Raw genomic sequence first — 20,991 nt, 5'->3', positions numbered from 1 at the left:
GATGCGAACGATTGCGCGCTTTCCCCGTGTCTCGCTGCTTGCCCTGCTGATCGCCCCCGCACTGGACGCCCTGGCCGACGCACCGCAGGGCGATACGGGCGAAGCGCGCAGCAGCGATGCACGCACCCTCGACCAGGTCCAGGTGATCGGCCAGGCCACCAGCTACGCCAAGACCTCGGTACGCGCGGAGACGCTGAACCGGCAGACCGTGATGAGCAGCGTCAACGACGCGCTCAACGAAGTGCCCGGCGTGGTGGTCAGCGAGGCCGATGCCACCGGTTCGTCGGTGTGGGGTACGCAGATCAGCATGCGCGGCTTCGTGACCAACCGTGACACCCAGCAGATCGGCACCACCATCGACGGCCTGCCCAATGGCGGCTCCGGCTACGGCGGCGGCTCGCTCGCCAACCGCTACATCGACACCCTGGACCTGGAGACGGTGGAAGTCAGCCAGGGCACCGCCGACATCTCCTCGCGCTCGAACGAGGCGCTGGGTGGCACGCTCAACTTCCTCACCAGCGACCCACTGCAGGACAGCCGCCTGCGCTTCGTCGTCGGTGCCGGTGACAACGAGGCACGCAAGTACTACGTACGCTACGACACCGGCCTGCTCGGCGGCCACACCCGCGCCTGGGTCAGCGCCTCATCGGCACGCGTGCACGACTGGATCGACGGCAGCGGCAAGACCAGCAACGACCACATCGCCGGCAAGTTCATCACCGAGCTGGATCGCTGGACGCTGACCGGCTACCTGTCCTACAACGATGCCGACGAGCCCGAGTACACCAGCGTCTCGCCGAAGGGCTTCGCCACCAATCCGGACCGCGACAACCTGGTCGGCACCCTCACCGGCATCCCCTACCTGGACCAGAACTACCGCTCCGGTTCGCGCGCGCTGCGCGAGAACACCTTCGGCTACCTGCGCGCGGCCTTCGACGGCGGCAACGGCTTCAAGGCCTCGGTGGCGGCTTACGGGCACCGCATGGAAGGTCGTGGCGACTGGCTGCCACCGTACCTGGCGCAGGTCAGCAATGATGGTGCCGGTCGCCCCGAGTCGGAGTACATCGGTGGAAAGACCGTGTATGGCGGCAGCAACCGCGGCCAGATCTTCTTCGTCAATCCCGACGGCAGCGCCGCGCAGCGCCTGGCCAGCTGCACGCCGCGGCTGGGCTTCACTGCCGAGTACGATCCGAACTGCTATGCCGGCAACGTACTGGGCGCGCAGTCGTATCGCCACACCCACTACGACAACGACCGCATGGGCGTGACCGCCGACGTCGAATGGCGGCAGACCTTCGGTGCGGTCGACAACACGATCCGCGGCGGCCTGTGGGTGGAGAAGCTGGACCGCTCGGCGCGCCGCGACTGGCACCGCCTGCTCAACGTCGGCCAGGACATCGCCTTCGATCACCAGCCGTACTGGGTGCAGTTCGAGGACAAGTACAAGGTTGACGAGCAGATGTACTACGTCGAGGACGTGGCCCGCTTCGGGCCGTTCAGCGCACGCCTGGGCGTGAAGCAGTTCTTCGTCGACCAGTCGCGCCGCCGCGTGATCGGTGCCAGCGAGCACGTCAAATCCGATTCCAGGTCCGATCCGCTGCTGTCCACCGGCTTCACCTGGGCGCCCGGCATGGAAGGCATGGAGCTGTTCGCTGGCTTCTCGCAGAACTTCGCCGCCATTCCCTCCGGCGTGCTCGGCGAGACCGACCCGCAGCGCTTCCGCAACGTCGAGCCGGAGACCGCCGACAACATCGAAGTGGGCATGCGCATCAGCCGCTGGCCGCTGACCGCCTCGGTCACCCTGTACAACATCAAGTTCGATAACCGCATCGTCTACCTGCCGGCCGGCTTCGTCAGCGGCATCGACTACCTCGGCGAGACCGACGGTGTCTACGAGAACTTCGGCGGCGTGGAAAGCAACGGCCTGGAGGCGGCGTTCGGCTATGGCTGGGACAACGGCTGGCGCCTCAACGCCGCCTATACCTACAACCGCTCCAAGTACCTGGGCAGTGGCGATGCCGCACGTGATACCCAGCTGGGCATCGTCGACGGTGCCAAGGTGATCGGCCAGCCCGAGCAGACCCTGGTGCTGTCGGCCGACTGGCAGGGCGAAAACTGGAACTTCGGCCTGTCCGGTCGCTACCTGGGCACGCGCTACCTCGATGCCGCCAACGTCAACAAGCTGCCTTCGGCCACCGTGTTCAACGCCAATATCGGCTTCGACCTGCAGGGCCTGTCGCCGCGCCTGAAGGGCATGGGTGCCAACCTGGTGGTGAGCAACCTCACCGACAAGCGGTATCTTGCAGGGGTGGACGGCCGCGACAACGCCTTCATCGGCGCCCCGCGCACTGTCGGCATCTCCTTCCGTGTGGACCTGTGAGTGAGCCCGTGACTGATATCGGCCGACGCCGGTTGTTGCAGGCCGGCGTTGCCGCCGGCCTTTCCCCGCTGCTGCCCAGCATCGCCCGGGCCGCAGCGATCGCCCCCGCCGCGCAGACGCGCAGCCTCGAAGACCTGCAGCACATCGTGGTGTTCATGCAGGAGAACCGCTCGTTCGACCACTACTTCGGCACGCTGCCGGGCGTACGGGGTTTCGGCGATCGCTTCGTGGCTCCCGCGCCGGCACTGCAGGCCGGCGGCCGCACGCGCAGCCTGTGGCTGCAACCCGATGCCAGCGGCAAGCGTGCGATCGCACCATTCCCGCTGGATACCGCTGCGCACTTCGGCTACATGCGGGTGGAGGGCACGCCGCACACCTGGCCGGATGCACAACGGGCCTGGGACCACGGACGCATGGGGCAATGGCCGAAGGCCAAGCAGAACCACTCGATGGGCTACTTCCAGCGCAGCGACCTGCCCTTCCAGTTCGCCCTGGCCGATGCCTTCACCATCTGCGACGCCTACCACTGCGCGATGCAGGCCGGAACCAACCCGAACCGGGTGTTCCTGTGGACCGGTCACAATGATGCACACGCGCGTGCTGGCGGCCCGGTGATCGCCAACTCGCACGACAACTTCCCCGAGCACGGCGGGCATCCGGCGTCGTATCGCTGGACCAGCTATGTCGAACGCCTGCAGAAGGCGGGTGTGTCCTGGCAGATCTACCAGGACATGGCCGACAACTTCACCGACAACCCGCTGGCGGGTTTCGAGGCGTTCCGCCAGGCCTACCGCGCTGCGCCGGGGCATGACCCGCAGCTGCGCGCACGTGGCGTCAGCACCCGTGGCCTGGCGCAGCTGCGCCAGGACGTGGTCGATGGGCGTCTGCCGCAGGTCAGCTTCATCATTGCCGACGCGGCCGGCAGCGAGCATCCCGGCCCCTCCAGCCCGGCCCAGGGCGCGGCCTATACCGCACGCGTGCTGGATGCACTGACCGCCGATCCGGAGGTGTGGAGCCGCACCGCCCTGCTGCTGATGTTCGACGAGAACGACGGCTTCTTCGACCACATGCCGCCACCGGCACCGCCGTCACCGATAAACGGTGGCTGGGCGGGTGCGTCTTCGGTCAGTACCGAAGGCGAGTACCACCGCCATCCGGCACCGGGCGACGAGAAGTACGACGCCGCCGAGCTGCGCGGCCGCCCCTATGGGCTGGGTCCGCGCGTGCCGCTGTACGTGATCTCGCCATGGAGCCGCGGTGGCTGGGTCGATTCGCAGGTGTACGACCACACCTCGGTCATACGGCTGATCGAACGCCGCTTCGGCGTGGCCGCACCGGATATCTCACCCTGGCGCCGTGCGGTCTGCGGAGACCTGAGCAACGCCTTCGACTTCGCCCAGCGCGATACCCGTCCGTTCGTACGCGGCCTGCCCGACGTGAGCGCGGTGGCCGCACGTGCCGCCGCCCTGCCGGGACGCACCGTGCCGACGTTGCCGGAGGGGCTGGAACCGGCACAACAGGAACGTGGCGTACGCCCGGCGCGTGCCCTGCCCTATCGGCCGCAGGCATCGATTGCCGCGATCGACACAACGGGCGTGGAACTGGTGTTGTCCTGCGAAGGTGCGGCGGCGGTCCTGCATGTCTACGATCGGCTGCGGCTGGGTGCGGTGCCACGCCGCTATACACTGGTACCGGGCACAGCACTGCAGGAGCGCTGGCCGCTGGATGTACACGGTCGCTACGACCTTTGGCTGCTGGGCCCGAATGGCTTCCACCGCCATTTCCAGGGGGCGACCAAGGCACCTGCCGTGCAGGCCATGGTTGAACATGCTGGCAGCCAGCTGCGGCTGCACCTGCGCAATCTGGGTGACAGCGCACAGCAAGTGCGCGTGCAAGCCGGTGCCTATGCCGGGCACATGCCCGAGCAGACGCTGGCACTGCCCGCGCATGCAGAGACGTCGTTGGCGTGGGATGCAACGCCTACCGCCGGCTGGTATGACCTGCAGGTCAGCGCAGGTGAGAGTGTGCTGCGCCTCGCGGGCCGTGCCGAGGATGGGCGTCCTGGCACCAGTGACCCGGCGATGGGCAGCGAACCACTGCGGTTCGAGCACGATTGAGCCGCTCCGCCCTTGTAGAGTCGAGCCATGCTCGACTGCTTTTTCCGGTCAATGATCGAAGAACGATCGAAAAGCAGTCGAGCATGGCTCGACTCTACAAGGGGGCGTGCCTGATCAGGCCTCCTGCAGCCCCGGCCGACCGTGCTCCACCGCATAGCGCTTCCAGCTCTCCAGTGCGCCATCTGGCTGCATCACGGTATCCAGCGTTTTCATGTCGCCGATCCACGCATCACGGGTGACATCGCACAGCACATAGCCACGCTTGTCGGTGGTCGTCCTTAGATAAGGGCTGTGCGCGAGCTGATTCCTTGCGTACGCATCCACGCCCTGGCCGTCGGCCCCCGAAGTGATCGAAGTGGCGAGGAACTCACTGGAGACCACGCCTGAATCACGATGGTCCTGCACCAGGTCGCTGGCGTAATGCCGGTGCGCGTCGCCACACGCCGTCACCACGTTGCCGAATCCGACCTTCTGGATGTGATCGAGCAGGCGCCGGCGGCTGTCCAGATAGCCCGACCATTGGTCGTCGGACGACTGCACCATCCCGTCCTTCTCGCGCATGTAGTTGCCCAACGCCACCTGGTGGGCAATGGTGTGCCAGCGCGGTGCGGCATCGGCCAGGCCGTCGAACAGCCAGCGCTCCTGCTTCGCACCCACAATGCTGCGCTCCGGCGATTCCACCTCCTCGCGCAGCGCCATGTTTACCTGCTTGCTGCGGTACTGGCGTGTGTCGAGCAGGTGCAGGTCCATCAGCGTGCCATAGCGTGCGCGCCGGTACATCTGCATGTGGCCATCGCGCGGGAACGCCGAACGGCGCAGTGGCATGTTCTCGTAGTAGGCCTGGAACGCCTGTGCACGGCGCAGCAGGAACACTTCGCTGGGCGTATCGTCCTGGTCTTCGGCGCCGGCCCAGTTGTTGTCCACTTCATGGTCATCGAAGGTGACGAACCACGGCGCCGACGCATGCGCGGCCTGCAGGTCGGCATCGCTCTTGTACTGGGCGTAGCGGCGACGGTAGTCGTCCAGCGTGTAGGTCTGCGGCCCGACATGATTGCGCAGGTTGGTGAACGGCTGGCCGTTCATTTTCCGCAGGCCCGGCTGGCTTTCGCCTTCGTAGATGTAATCACCGTAGTGGAAGACGAAATCCAGCGGTTCCTCGGCAATGCGCCGCCACGCGGTGTAGTGGCCTTCTTCGTAGTGCTGGCAACCGGCCACCGCAAAACGCACGCGATCCACTGCGGCCGTGGCTGCGGGCAGCGTGCGGGTGCAACCGACCGCACTGGCGTGGCCGCCTACGGTGAAGCGGTACCAGTAAGGCCGTGCGGGCGCCAACCCACCCAGCTCCACGTGCACGGCGTGACCGAGTTCGGGATGCGCCATCGCCGAACCCTGGCGTACCACCTTGCGCATGCCCTCGTCCGCGGCCAGCTGCCATTCGACCACCATCGGCCGGGTCGGCATGCCACCGCCGAACACCAGCGGCTCGGTCGCCAGCCGTGTCCACAGCACCATGCCATCGGCCGAAGGATCACCCGAGGCCACGCCCAGGGTGAACGGCGTGCTGGCGAACCGCGGCGACGCCAGCAGGTTGCGCGGGTTCAGCGCGGCGGCATCGGTCTGTGCGGCCAGCGCGTGCGCCGTGCCCATCCACGCGCCGGCAGCGGACAGGCCGGCCAGGGCCAGGAATCGCCTGCGATTGATCGTATCCACGGCTGCGCCCTCAGTTGTAGATGATGTGGAAGTAGAAGAAGCGGCCGTAGTCGTCGATCTCGGTACGGAAGCGCCCATTCGGACCGGTGCTGTAGGTCGGCTGCGTGTTGAACAGGTTCTTGGCCTCGTACTTCAGCGTCACGTGCCTGCTGACCTTGTGGCTGAAGGCCATGTTGAAGGTCATGTACGGGTCGTAGTACGAATCCAGCCATTGGGTATCACCAAAGTCGACCAGCATCCGGCTGCGGTAGGTACCAGACAGACGCAGCTGCGCGCTCTTCCACGGCATGCGCCAGATCACCGAGCCGTTGAGCGACCAGTCCGGCTGGTACAACAGACGGTCCAGGCGACGCTCGGTACCATCACTGATCCGGTAGTTGGTCTGGCCTTCCAGCCGCGTCGCGTTGAAGTACATGTCGAAGCGCTGGCGGCCCCACTGCAGGTTGCGGTTGGCGACCGCGAACTCGACGCCGCGCAGCCTGGACTCATCGGTGTTCATCGGCTGGGTGACCCGGTAGCGCGTGTCACCCACGTTCTCGAAGGTGGTCAGGGTGTAGATGTCGTCCTTGATCACCTTGTCGAACAGCGCGATCGAGACCAGGCCGTTATTGCCATTGAAGTACAGGTCCCACGCCAGGTCGATGTTGGTGGAACGTCGCGGCTGCAGGTTGACGTTGCCCTGCTTGATCGTGCAGAAGCCCCTGCCCTCCTCGTCATCGCCACAGCTGGTGCTGGTGGCCTGGGCGATGTTGCTCGGCGTCGGCCGGCCCAGCGTGCGGCTGGCGGAGAAGCGCAGGCGCTGGTCCTCGGTGAGCTTGAACGTCGCATTCAATGACGGCAGCAGGTTGTTGTAGCCGCCGCTCGCCTTGCGGAAAGCAGAGGTATAGGTGGTGCCGCCATCGTCGCTGAACGGGCTGTAGGCATCGAAGCGCGTGTGGTCGTAGCGCAGGCCGCCGATCAGCAGCAGCCGGTCCCAGGCGTAGTGCGCGGATACATAGGCATTGGTGATGTCCTCCACGTACTTGTAGTCGCTGGTGAAGTTGGCATTGGGATAGGCCGCGTTGTTGCTGCCCAGCCTCGGTGCCAGCTCCTCGTTCCACTTGCGGTTGTCGATCAGCGGGAAGCCCGGCACGCTGCCCAGCAGGGTCGAACCCGGGTACAGGTAATCGTTCAGCGTCGCACTGCTCTTGTAGTAGTCGAAGTCGATGTCCTGCCAGATCTTCAGGTGACGGTACTCGGCACCGGCGGCCAGGCCAAAGCCACGCGCATCGGCGTCGATGTTGTAGCTGAAGTCGGCACGCAGGTTGTCGATGCTCTCCTTGGCGTCGCGCGGCGAGACATAGGCCTGTGCCGGGTTGAGCTTGAACGCCGAGCTGGTCAGCAGGCTGGAATCGGAAACCGCCACCGCATTGGGAAAGCCGTGGCTGTCGTTCTCGTAATCGACGAGCAGGTTGCTCGGGTAGGCGCGTACCCCCCAGTAGACCTGGCTGTTGTGGAAGGTCTCTTCGGTGTGGCCACCGCGCAGGGTCAGCCGCGAGCGGTCACCCAGGTCCCAGTTGAAGCTGGCGATGGCACCGCGGTTGTTGCGGTCCCAGCGGTCGTGGCGGTTCTTGATGTAGATGCTGTTGATCTGGGTGGTGCCGCTGTCTTCGGTCTGGTTGCGGATCGGAAACTTGGCATTGCCATACAGATCGGTCTTGTTCATCGTCGAGTTCTCGTAGAACCGGTACGAGTACAGCAGCAGCGACGCGTAGAACGGATCGTCCGACGGCTTCCATTCCAGCTTGGCCGAGCCACCGAAGTTGGTGATGAAGTTGGTGTAGGTGCCAGTGCTGAAATTGCCGGGCGCACGCAGCCCGTTCCAGCCCTTGGCCTCGTCCGGCCCGGTGCTGCCGTCGGTGAGGTACTTGCCGGCGTCGTTGTAGTAGTAGTTCGACTCCACCCAGCGCTTGACGCTGTTGCGCGAACGCTGCTCATAGCGCGCTACCGCAACAAGGCCGAATTCCTGGTCCGCGCCGAACTGGTTGGAGAACACCATCTTGGCGCTCTTGCCGAAGTGACCCAGGGTCTCGTGGTTGCCACCGGCGCTGCGCTCGACATTGGTCTCGGCCGTGGAATAGATGCCAGCCACATCGGCGAACACGTACTTGCCGGACCGGTCGAAGGCACTGCGGCTGATGATGTCGATCACGCCGCCGATCGCATCCGGCGCCTGCTCCGCGCTGAAGCTCTTGTAGATGTCGGTGCGGGTGCCGATGTCGCTGGGAATCAGCTGCAAGTTGTTCATGCGCTCACCGGAGCCACTTCCACCCACGCTGGCAATCGCGATGCCATCGATGGTGGTGTAGTTGAGGTTGGCCTGCACGCCACGCACCGTCACGTAACGGGGCTCACCGGCATCCTCCACGGCACTCAGGCCCGGCGCGGCCATCAGGCTTTCGGCCAGCGTCTCGTCGCCGTAGCTGTCCATCTCGTCGTAGACCACCGAATCCTTGATCACCGGCGAGGTCTTCTTCTGGTCGATCACCTCGTGCGCGGCAATCACCTTCACCGTGCCCAGGGTCGGCGCCACCATCGCCTCGGCCTCGCGCGGCTTCGGCGCGGCCGGCTTCGGTTCGTTGCGTGCCGGTGCCGGATCGATGGCGATGACATTGCCATCCACCACGGTGTAGCCCAGGCCGGTCCCTGCCAGCAGCGCGTCCAGCGCCTGCTTGACGGTGGCACCGCGCGGCACCGCCCCGGCCATGCGGGCATCGCCGCTGGCCGAGTACAGGAACTGCACGCCGGAACTGCGCGACAACTGCTCCAGCGCGCGCGCCAGCGGCTGCGCCGCGATCGGGGTAGCCACTCGCGCCTCCAGCCCTTCGCTACCGGCCGCGAAAGCCGACGGTACGCTGCACGGAGACAGGGCGAGGATGATCGACAGGTAAAGCGTGTTGCGCATCACGGGTCCTTGGAAGAGAGAAAGCAGCAGGTGCCGCTGTGCATCTCGACAGCGGCTTCTCCCATGTAAGAGCCCGCTTCCACCGAAGTGGAGAACGCGGATTCGATGAATCTTTTCTGACAGTGCACGGCCGCGCCGCCCTCAGCGACTGCCGACCCGCACCGTGTCCCCTTCGCGCCTCACCACGAAACGCGGGTCGCGTTCGAGGAAGGCCTGCAGCGCACCGATGCGATGCGCATCCAGGCTGCCGGACAACCGCGCCGACGCCGCACCTTCATCCAGCACCCGCACCTGCACCTGGTTGTGGCGGTTGAAGGCGGCGGCCACCTCATCCAGCCGCTCGTCCAGGAAAGAGACCTTGCGTTGCTGCCAGTCCAGCAGCATCGACAGCGGCACATCCAACGACTCCACGGCATGGCTGCGCGCGTCGACCTGCACCACCTGGCCTTTGCCCAGCTGTGCAAGACGCCGCGCATCCGCACCCTGGCTCCATACTTCCACCTCGCCGGAAACCACACCGATGCGGGTGCCCTGCAGCCGTCGCGACACGTCGAACACCGTGCCGATATCGCGGATCTGCAACCCGTTCACCTGCACTTCGAACGGGCGCCGATCGCGTGCGATGTCGAACGTCGCCTCGCCCTGCAGCAGTTCCGCCTTGCGGCTGAACCCGCCCATGCGCACCCGCAGGCGGCTGTCCGCGTTCAGCCGCACCCGGGTCTGGTCGGGCAGCACCAGGTCACGCAGTTCACCATGGTCGGCGCTGTACAGCTGCTCGGTGGGCATCAGCTGCGGTACCAGGCCCACGCCGAGCAGGGCGATACAGGCTGCGGCAGCCGCCCCCCACCAACGCGTGCGACGGCTGTGCGGCGCACTGCGCAGCGGGGCCTGTGCGTGTCCGAACAGCGGCACGACCTTGGCAGCGGCCTGCTGTGGCGGCACCGGCGCCTCTTCAGCCAATGCCGATTGCAGCGCCTCACCAACCTGCCGGTGCAGTGCGAGGGCGTGCATATAGGCGCGCACATGCTCCGGCGAGCGCTTCATCCAGTCCAGCAACGCAACCCGCTCGGCGTCGCCCAGCACGCCCTCGCGATTGCGCTGGAACCAGTCCATGGCCTCGCTGGCGATCGCGTCGTCGGCCGCACCCGATGGATTCCGTTTCATGTGAGCTCCCTGGCGCCCAGCGCCTTCCTGCAGGCTTCCAGCCCCTTGCCGATATGCTTGCGCACCATGTGCACCGACACCTGCAACTGTTGGCTGATTGCCGGGCAGTCCAGCCCGTCGCGGTAATGCAGCTCCATCACCCGCCGCGTGGTGGCCGGCAGCCGTGCGATGGTGGTGCGGATATCGTTCCAGCGCTGCGCGCGCTCGAATTCGCCTTCGACGTCTTCTTCGCTCTTCAGCACTTCGGCCAGGAGATCGACGTCCTCCAGCGGCGGCAGCGACGAACGCGCGCGCGCGTGCTCGCGCGCCAGGTTGGCCGCCACGGTGAACAGGTAGGCTTCCGGGTTCTCGACCGCGTCGGCATGCTCACCGGTGCTGCGCAGCAGCCGCAGGTAAACCTCCTGCGCCAGATCCTCGGCATCTTCGCTGGCAGAACCACGGCGCAGGAAGAAGCCGCGCAGCAGCCGCCGCCGCAGCGCATAGCTCTTCTCCCAGATCCTCACGCTGTTCACGGCCGGCCAACCACCCCAAGGCTGGAAAGCACCGCAGGGTGACGGTCATCGATGACAGTGGCGTTTCAACTGCCGGCACGCAGCCGCTAGAATGCCGCCCCTGCAGTTTCCAGCAGCCGGCACAAGGAGTGCCCCGCAATGAACGCACGCACCGCCATCAACACCCTCAGCAGCCTGCTGTTCCTGCTGCTGGTCGCACACACCACCGCCTACCAGCAGCAGATGTGGCCGCCCAGCCGGGTCGTCCACGTGCATCCGGTGGTCGTCGCCCTCGCCTACGCGCTGGGCCTGCTCACCCTGCTGCTGTGGATCGGAGGACGCCGCTTGCCGGAACGCTGCCAGCAGCTCTCGGGCTGGCTGCCGATCGTGGCCTGGTGCCTGCTGGGCATTGGTGTGGCGGTCATCCCGATGTTCTTCCCGGGCCTGTCACCGGCCTGATCAGCGGCCGCACCCAGCACGCCCGCCCATGATACGGCGCGCCGTGCCAACCCTTGCTTGCCAGAGACCCAAGCCGGGCCCGCCTATCGAAGCCGGGGGGCCGGGCCTACGCTTGTCTTCTCGGTGACCGCGACGGTCGCCCTTCGCGTCACGGCTCCGCCGTTGCGACCCCGCTCCAGTGCTGTGCGCCCTGCCGGTGTTGTCGCCCAGGCAGAAGTCCGACCGGCGCCCTCTGGAGACAGTCATGAACCAAGCGCTCATTCCCTTCGATACCGATCCGCTGGAAACCCGCGAGTGGCGTGAATCACTGGAAGCGGTGATGCAGACCGGTGGCCGGCCGCGCGCGCACTACCTGATCGACCAGCTCAGCGAGCTGGATGCGCAGCAGCACGGCGACCTGCATACCCGTGCATGGACCGCTTACGTCAACACCATCCCGCCCGAGCGCCAGCCGGCCTACCCGGGTGACCTGGCCATCGAGCGCCGCCTGAATGCGATGATCCGCTGGAACGCGATGGTGATGGTGCTGCGTGCCGGCAAGCATTCCAACGTCGGCGGCCACATCGCCACCTACCAGTCGGCGGCAGTGCTGTACGACGTGGGCTTCGATCATTTCTTCCGTGGCCGTACCGACACCTTCGACGGCGACATGATCTACATCCAGGGCCACTCCGCGCCGGGCATCTATGGCCGCGCGTACGTGGAAGGCCGCATCGATCCGGCGCGCATGGACAACTTCCGCCGCGAAGCCGGTCGCGAAGGCCTGTCCTCGTATCCACACCCGCGATTGATGCCGGAGTTCTGGCAGTTCCCCACCGTGTCGATGGGGCTGGGCCCGCTGACCGCCGCCTACCAGGCGCGCTACATGCGCTACCTGGAATACCGCGGCCTGAAAGAACACCAGGGCCGCAAGGTCTGGGCCTTCCTCGGCGACGGCGAGATGGACCAGCCCGAGTCGCTGGCGGCGATCTCGCTGGCCGGCCGCGAGCGGCTGGACAACATCGTGTTCGTGGTCAACTGCAACCTGCAGCGCCTGGACGGTCCGGTGCGCGGCAACGCCAAGGTCATCCAGGAACTGGAAGGCACCTTCCGCGCGGCCGGCTGGAACGTGATCAAGCTGATCTGGGGCAGCGGCTGGGACGACCTGCTGGCCCGCGACCACAGCGGCCTGCTGCGCCAGCGCATGATGGAATGCGTGGACGGCGACTACCAGACCTTCAAGTCGCAGAACGGTGCCTACGTGCGCGAGCACTTCTTCGGCCGTTACCCTGAACTGCTGGAGCTGGTCGCGCACATGAGCGACGACGATATCTGGGCGCTGGCGCGTGGTGGCCATGATCCGCAGAAGGTGTACGCCGCCTACCAGCAGGCAGTGAACACCAGCGGCCGGCCCACCGTGATCCTGGCCAAGACGGTCAAGGGTTTCGGCATGGGTGAAGCCGGTGAAGGCCAGAACATCAACCATCAGCTGAAGAAGATGAGCGCCGACGCGGTGCGCGCCTTCCGCGACCGCTTCAACCTGCCGGTCAGCGACGACCAGCTGGAGGACATGCCGTACCTGCGCCCGGAACCGGGCAGCGCCGAAGCCATCTACTTCGCCGAGCGCCGCCGCATCCAGGGCGGGCAACTGCCCGCGCGCCTGGCCAAGGTCGATCCGCTGCCGCTGCCGCCGCTGTCGATCTTCAACACCCAGCTGCAGGGCAGCGGCGATCGCGGCCAATCCACCACCATGGGCTTCGTGCGCATCCTCACCAGCCTGCTGAAGGACGCAGAGCTGGGAAAACTGGTCATTCCGATCGTGCCCGATGAATCGCGCACCTTCGGCATGGAAGGCCTGTTCCGCCAGATCGGCATCCATTCGTACCTCGGCCAGCTGTATACCCCGCAGGATGCCGGCCAACTGAGCTACTACAAGGAAGCCAAGGACGGCCAGATCCTGCAGGAAGGCATCAACGAATCCGGCGCGATCTGCTCGTGGATCGCCGCCGGCACCGCCTACAGCAACCACGGCCTGGCGACGATCCCGTTCTACATCTTCTACTCGATGTTCGGCCTGCAGCGCGTCGGTGACCTGGCCTGGGCCGCCGCCGATGCGCGCACCCGTGGCTTCCTGCTGGGTGCCACCTCCGGCCGCACCACGCTGATGGGCGAAGGCCTGCAGCATGACGACGGCCACAGCCACGTGCTGTCGTCGGTGATCCCAAGCTGTGTGTCCTACGACCCGACCTACAACTACGAGCTGGCGGTGATCATCCACGACGGTCTGCGCCGCATGTACGTCGAGCAGGAAGACATCTACTACTACATCACCGTACTCAACGAGAACTATCCGCAGCCGGCGCTGCCCGAGGGCGCCGAGGCCGGCATCCTGAAGGGCCTGTACCTGCTGCACCCGGCGGCCGCCGACAGCGACTCGCAGCCACGCGTGCAGCTGATGGGCAGCGGTTCGATCCTGCGCGAAGTGGAAGCCGCGGCAGAACTGCTGCAGCAGGACTTCGGCATCGCCAGCGATGTATGGAGCGCGACCAGCCTGACCGAACTGCGCCGCAATGGCCTGGCCGCCGAGCGCTGGAACCTGCTGCATCCGGCCGAGGAGCCCCGCGTGCCCTACGTGCAGCAGTGCCTGCAGGGCCATGAAGGCCCGGTGGTGGTGGCCACCGACTACATGAAGATCGTCGGCGACCAGATCCGTCCCTTCATCAACGACCGCCGCTTCACCGCCTTGGGCACCGATGGCTTCGGCCGCTCCGACACGCGTGAGTCGCTGCGCACGTTCTTCGAAGTGGATCGTCACTTCATCGTGCTGGCCGCCCTGAAGTCGCTGGCCGACGAAGGGCGCATCGAGCGCTCGCGGGTGCAGGAGGCCATCGACAAGTACGGCATCGACACCGGCAAGCGCGACCCGGCCGCGGTGTAAGGCTGCAGCATTCACCACGCCCGTTCTGCGGGCGTGGTGAACGCAGCATCGCTACGGCATCCGCTTGAACAGATTGGTCTGCAGGATCGGCGTACCGTCGTGGCTGTAGAACGCCTTGGTCTCGGTCATCGTCGAGCGGTCAGCCGCCACGGTATAGATACGGGTGGAGGCCGGCGTGCCGTGGTCCACCAGCTGCATCACCAGGGTGTTCGGCGCCGGCAGTTTCAGGTTGGCCTTGTCCGCGCCATAGGTGCCGGACAGGGCGCCCGGCGTGCCATCCAGGGCCAGCGTGCCGTCGGATTTCATGGTCTTGCCGTCGTGCAGGACGATGTCCACATGTGAACTCCAACGCCCCGCACCGGCGTCCTTGAACTCCAGCACCACCTGCTTCGGGCGCTGCGCCTCGGGCAACGCAGACGTAGCGATATCCAGCGACCAGCGCCCCAGCAGCGGTGAGGGCGCCCCCTCCTCTGCCAGCGCCGTAACGGCGGGGAGTGAAAGCGCAGACAACAACACAGCGGACAACAGCTTCATACGTGGCTCCGTTCCGGTGAAGAAGACTCTGCGTGAGGCGTTGTGGGGCGCAGCAGGGGGAATGCTGCGCGCCTGCGGCGTGTGCTGCAAGCCACTCGCTGAATGGCCGACCTCGCACCATGTCAGGCCGCTGTCACACAGGGGTAGTAGAACGATGCCGGATCTCCGGCAATCCTTCCCATACACGGCGTTGAACGCGCAGCCCTCGCCACGGCACCTCTATGCCGCCGGCCACTTCGCCCGCACTCTGGTCTGGTCGTTCGTGGACCTGGCACTCGGCTTCTACCTGCACGCGCGGCTGGGACTATCGGCTGCCCACACCGGCCAGCTGCTGGCGATCTCCCTGGCCTACAGCAGCGTTCTCGACCTGCTGCTGGCCGCCGTATTCACCCGCCTTCGCAACCAGCAGCGCCTCGCCTTGCGCCTGCAGCTGGTCGGCGGCCTCGGTACCGCGGCCAGCGCCTGCCTGCTGTTCAGTCCGAGCACCGCGACCGAGCCCGCCTTCCTGCCGCTGCTGGCCGCCTCGCTCTTATTCCGTACCTGCTATGCGGTTTACGACGTGGCCCAGAATGCATTGACTTCGCTGTTGCCCCGCGACGAGAACGAGGCCATGCGCTACGTTTCCGCTCGCGCGGTAGTGGTACCGATCTCCAAGCTGTGCATCGCTGCAGCACTGTTCGGCGTGGTCGGTGCACCTGAATCTGCAGGCAGTGGCAGCGCACTGCTGATCTGCATGATCATCGGCATCCTGATCGCGGCCGCCGCGCTTCCCCTGACCTGCGTCGCCACGCCCGCACAGCCCGCCACAACCAGCAGGCCCGTTGCCGGCGCCTTGCCGCTGACGGCACTGCTGCCGGTTCTGCTGGCCGCAGCGGCAGAGACGGCGCTGGTGGGCCTGGCCGGGCGCCTGTTTCCCTTTGCCGACCAGGGCGCAGCGCTGACCTTCGCCATGGTCGCGGGCATGGTGGTCGCGCCTTGGCTCCATCTGCGCCTGCGCCCCCCGCTGTGCAGCGAGACAGGCCTGATCGCGCTGATGTCGGTGCTGGCCATCGCTGCCGTCTGCGTTTACCAGGCCAAGCCCTCCCTGCCTGTAGCGATTGCGTGTGCCGCTGTCCATGGGGCGGCGGTGGCCAGTGTCGGCCTGGTGCTGTGGCGGCGCACCGCGCTGATCGCCCGTCGTCATGCCGCCCGCAGCGGGCGCGAGGATGACCTCAGTTGTTTTGCGCTGCTCACTGGAACCATGAAACTGTCCATCGCGGCTTCTTCATTGCTGCTGGGCGAGGTGCTACCCGGCATACAGGCAGGCGATCTGGACACCTCGGTCGCGCTGGTTTCGCTGGTCGCCGTCGGCAGCCTGCTTTCGCTGGCCGCATTGGCGTGGCCCATGCCAGCGGCACGCACCGAGGGCCAGCGCCCGTGAGCCTGGCCCCGACGTCGCGGCTGCGCCGCAAACCACTGATCGCCCTGGATGCCGACCACAAACGCATCATCTGGCTGCTGCGCACGATGGGTGCGATTCCCCGCATCACCATCGCCCACCAGCTGGGCATGCACAACGGCGCATTGACCCGCCTGGCGCGTGAACTGTTGATGCTGGAAGTGATCGAGGAACAGGGACAACTGTCCGATGGCCAACGGGGGCGTCCATCGGTGCCACTGGCACTGTCCGGGCGGGGTGGCTATGCCGCCGGTGCCACGGTGCACCCCGGTTGGCTGGAGATCGCGCTGGTGGATTTTGCCGGCCAGGTCATCGCCCGCGATGCAACCGCATTCGACAGCGCGGATCCACGCGACTTCGTGCACGCGGTGGACCAGCGCCTGCGCAGCCTCACCAGCCGCACCGGGCTCATGCGCGCCCGTTTCCTCGGCCTCGGCGTGGCGGTCCCCGGGCCCGTGGTCGAAACCGGTCCGGCACGCCGGCACGCAGTGGACTGGCTGCGTGGCTGGCGCGATATCGACAACGACCAGTTCTTCGAAGACTACTTCGGCTTCCCGGTCTGGGTGGAGAACGATGCGACCCTGGCGGCGCTGGCGGAGTACTACGACAGCGGACTGATCCGCGACTGCGCGTCGGCGCTGCTGCTGTATGTCGGCCACGGCGTGGGCGGTGGCGTGATCCATCGACGTGATGTGATGCGCGGTGAATTCGGCAATGCCGGGGATATCGGTCGCCTGTTCCGCATGGACGCGCCGCGCCCCTCGGGCATCGACCTGCTGGCCACGTTGCGCGACGCCGGCGCTGGGATTCCATCGCTGTTCGAACTGGAGGCCTGCCTGCACACCCATGCCGGCATCATCAATGCCTGGGCAGAACGCGCGGGCAACCAGCTGGGCGTGGCGGCCAATACCGGTGTGGCATGGCTCGATCCTGGCGCCGTGATCCTGTCCGGCTCACTGCCGAGGCAGGTGCTGGAAGTGTTGGGGCAACACCTGCAGCAACCGGCACGCTGGAGCAGTGCGCTTGACAGCCTGCGCCTGCCGCAGGTGCATGTGTCACGGCTGGGAGGATCCGCGGTATCGGTGGGCGCGGCGCTGCTGCCGATCCATCAGCTGGGCGCCGACGCCATCGCTTAATTGTTTATTTCCGCCGAAGTAAACAATTCCGTCATCGCCCGGACCTACCGTGCAGCGGTCCCCCTTCCCTGCATGGCCGCCCTCCGATGAACATCAGCCCCCTGGTCCTGGGCATCTCCCTGGCCCTGATCTCCCTGCACGGCAGCGCGTCTGCGCAGGACGCCCCCGTCCAGAACAAGGACAGCGCCGACGCTGCAACGCTGGATGCGGTGGTGGTCACCGGTGCGGCACGCACCCAGCGTCGCTTCGATGCGTCCTTCGCCGTCAATTCACTCAGCCGCGAAGACGTGCAGAAGCTCGCACCGAAAAGCTACGCCGACCTGCTCGGCTCGGTTCCCGGCATCCATGTCGAGGCCACCGGCGGCGAGGTGCAGAACATCACCCGGCTGCGCGGCATTCCCACCGATCGTGGCTTCATCGCCTTCCAGCAGGACGGCCTGCCGCTCTACCAGGAGCTGGATGGCCACTTCTTCAATTCCGGCGACGGCATGAACCGGTTCGACGTGATGAACCAACGGGTGGAGATCGTACGTGGGGGCCCGGCGCCCATCTACGCGAGCAGCGGCGGCGCCATCGTCAACAACATCCTGGCCGAAGGCTCGGAAGAGACCCACGGCAAGGCGCAGCTGACCATCGGCGATACCGGGCTGTACCGCGGCGAGATGTACCAGTCCGGCGCGCTGGGCAAGGACACCTTCTACGCCGTCGGTGGCTTCCTGCGCCAGCACGATGGCTACCGCGACAACGGCTTCCCGAACGACAAGGGCGGGCAGATCCGCGGCAACATCAAGCACTACTTCGACGACACCAGCTGGTTCAAGGTCAGCGGCACCTTCGTTGACGACCACAATACGTTCTACCTGCCGATCCCGGTCGCCGACCCTCGCAATCCCAGCGTGTCGCTGGATCCGTACATCGACTACTTCGACGGTACGCTGAACTCGCCGTCGCTGCGCAGCGTCAACCTGAAGTACCTCGATGGCGGCGGTGTCCTGCAGGGCATGAACCGCGACCTGGCCGATGGCCGCCACATGCGCTTCGGCAACATCGGCTTCCAGTACGAGAACACCGCCAGCGATTGGACGATCTCGCTGAAAACCGGCTACACCAAGGGCCGCAATACCTTCGACGCGCTGTACTCGACCACCAACCCGGTCGACGCACGCACTTTCGCCAACGGCTATCTGGGCGCGGCCCGCAGCGCCTTCGGTGCCGGCGTCGCGCGGATGGGCTACGCACTGGCCGGCAGCAATGGCACCAGCGCCTACGATCCCTACGCCGACTCCGGCCTGGTGATCTCGGCCCAGTACCGCGCCGCTGATTCGGACTTCTACTCCGGCCAGGCCGACTTCAGTGCGACACGGCTGTTTGAAACGGCCTGGGGCAGCCACGACCTGAACATCGGTGCGTACACCGCCTTCTTCGGCACCACGTCCTTCAGCCTGTACCAGGACATGCTGATGGAGATGCGCGGCAAGCCACGCCTGCTGGATCTGGTCGCCTACGGCAACGATGGCACGCCGCTGGGATATGTCACCGACAAGGGCACGCTGCGCTATACCACCACCCTCAATCGCGGCAAGGTCGATGCCCGCATGTTCGCGGTCTACGCCAATGACACGTGGGCACTGACGGACCGCTTCAAGCTTGATGCCGGTATCCGCCATGAACGCTACCGCTATGAAGGCTATGCGGAGCAGACCGCCCAGGTCGACCTCGGCGATCGCAGCACACTGGCCGACAACACCACACGCCGGTTCACCGGCGTCGTCCAGAACCATCGCCTGAATCCGTCCGCCACCAACTGGACGGTCGGTGCGAACTTCGACTTCACCCCTGCAGTGGGCGCCTACGCCCGCGTGTCGCACATGGAGATCGTTCCCAATTCGTCGGTGGCGCGCTCGATCGATCCGACCATCGTGCAGACCCAGCTGGACCAGTACGAGCTGGGCCTGAAGGCGGCTTTTGGCCGGTCCTACCTGTACCTGACCGCGTTCTATACGAAGTTCGATCCACTCAACGCGTCCTTCGTTGCCTTCAATCCGACGACCGGCCGCAATGACCAGTCGGTGCCCTTCATCGGTACCGCCGTCTCCAAGGGCATCGAACTGGATGGCCTGTTCCGACCGCTGGACTGGTTCAGCATCGCCGGTTCGATCACGGTCAGCGATCCGCAGTACGACAGCCTGCAGAACGATTCCGGTGCCGATCCGGCGGCGGTCAATGGCAAGCAGATCGTTCGCGAACCCAAGCTCTACGGCAACCTGCGACCGACTTTCAGTTTCCAGCACGGCCAGGACCAGTTCGAGACCTGGCTGCGCTATGACGTAGTCGGCAAGTCCTACGTCGATCTGTTCAACCAGACAGCGCTGCCTGCCTACCAGACCCTGGGCCTGGGCGTTTCATGGAAGCGCGGCAACTGGGGCGCACAGCTGGTGGGCGACAACCTGACCAATGAAAAGGGGCTCACCGAGGGCAACACCCGCACCGACGCCCTGGCCGGACAGGGTTCGGCCGAGGCAATCTATGGACGGCCGCTGTTCGGCCGCAACGTCCGCCTGATGGTCAGCAGGAGCTGGTGATGCATCGACGATTGAGCTTGTCCCTCGCCCTGCTTGCCACGGCAGCGCTGCCGCTTGCGGCGGCCGCTGACGACCACGACAGCACGGCACTGGCCGGGCGCTTGTTTCCAACCCTGGTGCAGCTGAAGCACGACGCACTGCCCGCCCCTGCGCGCGCCCTCATGGTCGAACGCACCCAGCGCATGACTGGCTGCCGGACGGCGGCCTGCACACTTGAGGCGGCACACTGGACGCCGGCGCAGGCAGGCCTGCTGACCACCGCGGTTCCGGCACGCGCCGATGCCATCGAAAGAGAGCTTGCGGGCCTCAACAACATCCTCTCCGTCTACGGCCACGGCCAGCCGCCCCGCTACGACGCCATCGACGGCCCGGTCGGTGCGGCGGGCAGCACGCGACTGGCCGGCGATGTTGCCATTGCCATGCAGATGAGCGAAGTGGACGCCAGCGCGGCCTACACCGCATTCGATCGCAGCATCGCGGTGGCGGTGGGCCTGCTCGATGCCAATGATCGCCTCGACGCGATCCGCTTCGAGCCCATCAACGCGGGAATGAACGCCGCGCCATTCGCGCGCGCGCGGCAGCTCGATTGGTCCGCGCATCCGTACACATCGATCATCGTGCTTGGGCAGGGCCCGGACGAGCTGACCACCCCGCTCAGCGCTGGCAGCAAGCTGCGCCTGAAGGCCGCTGCGCAGCGCTATGCGGCGGGCGATGCACCTTTCATCATCGTCTCCGGTGGCGCCGTGCATCCACGCGGCACCCGCAGCGTCGAAGCGGTGCAGATGCGCGAAGCGCTGATCGCGCGCTTCGGCATTCCCGCAGATGCGATCATCATCGAACCGTATGCCCGCCACACCACCACCAACCTGCGCAATGCAGCCCGGCTGCTGGCGGCCCTGCAGGCACCGCCGCGGCAACCGGCACTGGTGGTGAGCAGTCCGTCGCATATCGATTCGGTCGCCAGCAGCGGGTTCAGTGACCGCAACCGCCGTGAGCTGGGCTACGTTCCCGGCAAGGTCGGTTCACGCATTTCAGCGTACGCGATCACCTTCGTGCCAGCGCCCGAATCACTTCGCATCGACCCGATGGATCCACTGGATCCCTGAACCTCGCCACTGC

13 protein-coding genes are annotated in these 20,991 nt (G+C 66.1%); 8 read left to right on the top strand and 5 right to left on the bottom strand.

Annotation, left to right across the window (positions count from 1 at the left end; translation table 11 throughout):
• The first annotated feature begins 1 nt into the window (after window position 1).
• Window positions 2–2,380 carry a TonB-dependent receptor gene (locus tag N5D91_RS14835; protein WP_180855336.1) on the top strand — a complete coding sequence of 793 codons (2,379 nt, stop codon included), beginning with the start codon at window positions 2–4 and terminating at the stop codon, window positions 2,378–2,380.
• 8 nt (window positions 2,381–2,388) lie between these two features.
• Window positions 2,389–4,497, top strand: a complete 2,109-nt coding sequence (locus N5D91_RS14830) for a phospholipase C, phosphocholine-specific (RefSeq protein ID WP_180855337.1) — start codon at window positions 2,389–2,391, stop codon at window positions 4,495–4,497.
• Between the two features lie 114 nt (window positions 4,498–4,611).
• Here the strand turns inward: N5D91_RS14830 and N5D91_RS14825 are convergent, their stop codons facing one another.
• The 4 genes from N5D91_RS14825 to N5D91_RS14810 all read right to left on the bottom strand — a co-directional run bounded on the left by N5D91_RS14825 (window position 4,612) and on the right by N5D91_RS14810 (window position 10,827).
• Window positions 4,612–6,207 carry an alkaline phosphatase D family protein gene (locus tag N5D91_RS14825; protein ID WP_180855338.1) on the bottom strand — a complete coding sequence of 532 codons (1,596 nt, stop codon included), beginning with the start codon at window positions 6,205–6,207 and terminating at the stop codon, window positions 4,612–4,614.
• A 10-nt stretch (window positions 6,208–6,217) separates the two neighbouring features.
• Complete coding sequence (locus N5D91_RS14820) at window positions 6,218–9,151, bottom strand: TonB-dependent receptor (RefSeq protein ID WP_180855339.1); 2,934 nt, start codon at window positions 9,149–9,151, stop codon at window positions 6,218–6,220.
• A 141-nt stretch (window positions 9,152–9,292) separates the two neighbouring features.
• Window positions 9,293–10,315 carry a FecR domain-containing protein gene (locus N5D91_RS14815; RefSeq protein ID WP_279907748.1) on the bottom strand — a complete coding sequence of 341 codons (1,023 nt, stop codon included), beginning with the start codon at window positions 10,313–10,315 and terminating at the stop codon, window positions 9,293–9,295.
• Complete coding sequence (locus N5D91_RS14810; protein WP_094000044.1) at window positions 10,312–10,827, bottom strand: sigma-70 family RNA polymerase sigma factor; 516 nt, start codon at window positions 10,825–10,827, stop codon at window positions 10,312–10,314. Before N5D91_RS14810 ends, N5D91_RS14815 begins: the two co-directional genes overlap by 4 nt.
• 138 nt (window positions 10,828–10,965) lie before the next feature.
• Between N5D91_RS14810 and N5D91_RS14805 the strand changes: the two genes are divergently transcribed.
• Together N5D91_RS14805 and aceE are read left to right on the top strand one after the other, a co-directional pair.
• Window positions 10,966–11,265 carry a hypothetical protein gene (locus N5D91_RS14805; RefSeq protein WP_049422680.1) on the top strand — a complete coding sequence of 100 codons (300 nt, stop codon included), beginning with the start codon at window positions 10,966–10,968 and terminating at the stop codon, window positions 11,263–11,265.
• Window positions 11,266–11,509: 244 nt separating this feature from the next.
• Complete coding sequence (gene aceE / locus N5D91_RS14800) at window positions 11,510–14,182, top strand: pyruvate dehydrogenase (acetyl-transferring), homodimeric type (protein WP_180855341.1); 2,673 nt, start codon at window positions 11,510–11,512, stop codon at window positions 14,180–14,182.
• Between the two features lie 51 nt (window positions 14,183–14,233).
• Here aceE and N5D91_RS14795 read toward each other — a convergent pair whose 3' ends face one another.
• Window positions 14,234–14,716 (bottom strand): LuxR family transcriptional regulator, encoded by a 483-nt coding sequence (locus N5D91_RS14795; RefSeq protein WP_153855149.1) that lies wholly within the window; start codon window positions 14,714–14,716, stop codon window positions 14,234–14,236.
• Between the two features lie 154 nt (window positions 14,717–14,870).
• On the opposite strand from N5D91_RS14795, the gene N5D91_RS14790 reads away from it, so the two are divergent.
• The 4 genes from N5D91_RS14790 to N5D91_RS14775 all read left to right on the top strand — a co-directional run bounded on the left by N5D91_RS14790 (window position 14,871) and on the right by N5D91_RS14775 (window position 20,978).
• Window positions 14,871–16,136, top strand: coding sequence for an MFS transporter (locus N5D91_RS14790; RefSeq protein WP_279922699.1), 1,266 nt, complete (start codon window positions 14,871–14,873; stop codon window positions 16,134–16,136).
• Window positions 16,133–17,290 carry an ROK family protein gene (locus tag N5D91_RS14785; protein ID WP_164162089.1) on the top strand — a complete coding sequence of 386 codons (1,158 nt, stop codon included), beginning with the start codon at window positions 16,133–16,135 and terminating at the stop codon, window positions 17,288–17,290. Before N5D91_RS14790 ends, N5D91_RS14785 begins: the two co-directional genes overlap by 4 nt.
• A gap of 86 nt (window positions 17,291–17,376) precedes the next feature.
• Window positions 17,377–19,872 (top strand): TonB-dependent receptor, encoded by a 2,496-nt coding sequence (locus N5D91_RS14780; protein ID WP_153855150.1) that lies wholly within the window; start codon window positions 17,377–17,379, stop codon window positions 19,870–19,872.
• Window positions 19,872–20,978: a YdcF family protein gene (locus N5D91_RS14775; protein ID WP_110711889.1), complete on the top strand. Its 1,107-nt coding sequence runs from the start codon at window positions 19,872–19,874 to the stop codon at window positions 20,976–20,978. The genes N5D91_RS14780 and N5D91_RS14775 overlap by 1 nt, the downstream gene beginning before the upstream one ends.
• The last annotated feature ends 13 nt before the right edge of the window (window positions 20,979–20,991 follow it).

Origin of the sequence: Stenotrophomonas sp. GD03794 (genome assembly GCF_029842145.1) — a bacterium.
Taxonomy (GTDB): domain Bacteria; phylum Pseudomonadota; class Gammaproteobacteria; order Xanthomonadales; family Xanthomonadaceae; genus Stenotrophomonas; species Stenotrophomonas riyadhensis.
The sequence above is the reverse complement of the archived record's forward strand: the minus strand, read 5'-3'. Positions and strand labels throughout refer to the sequence as shown.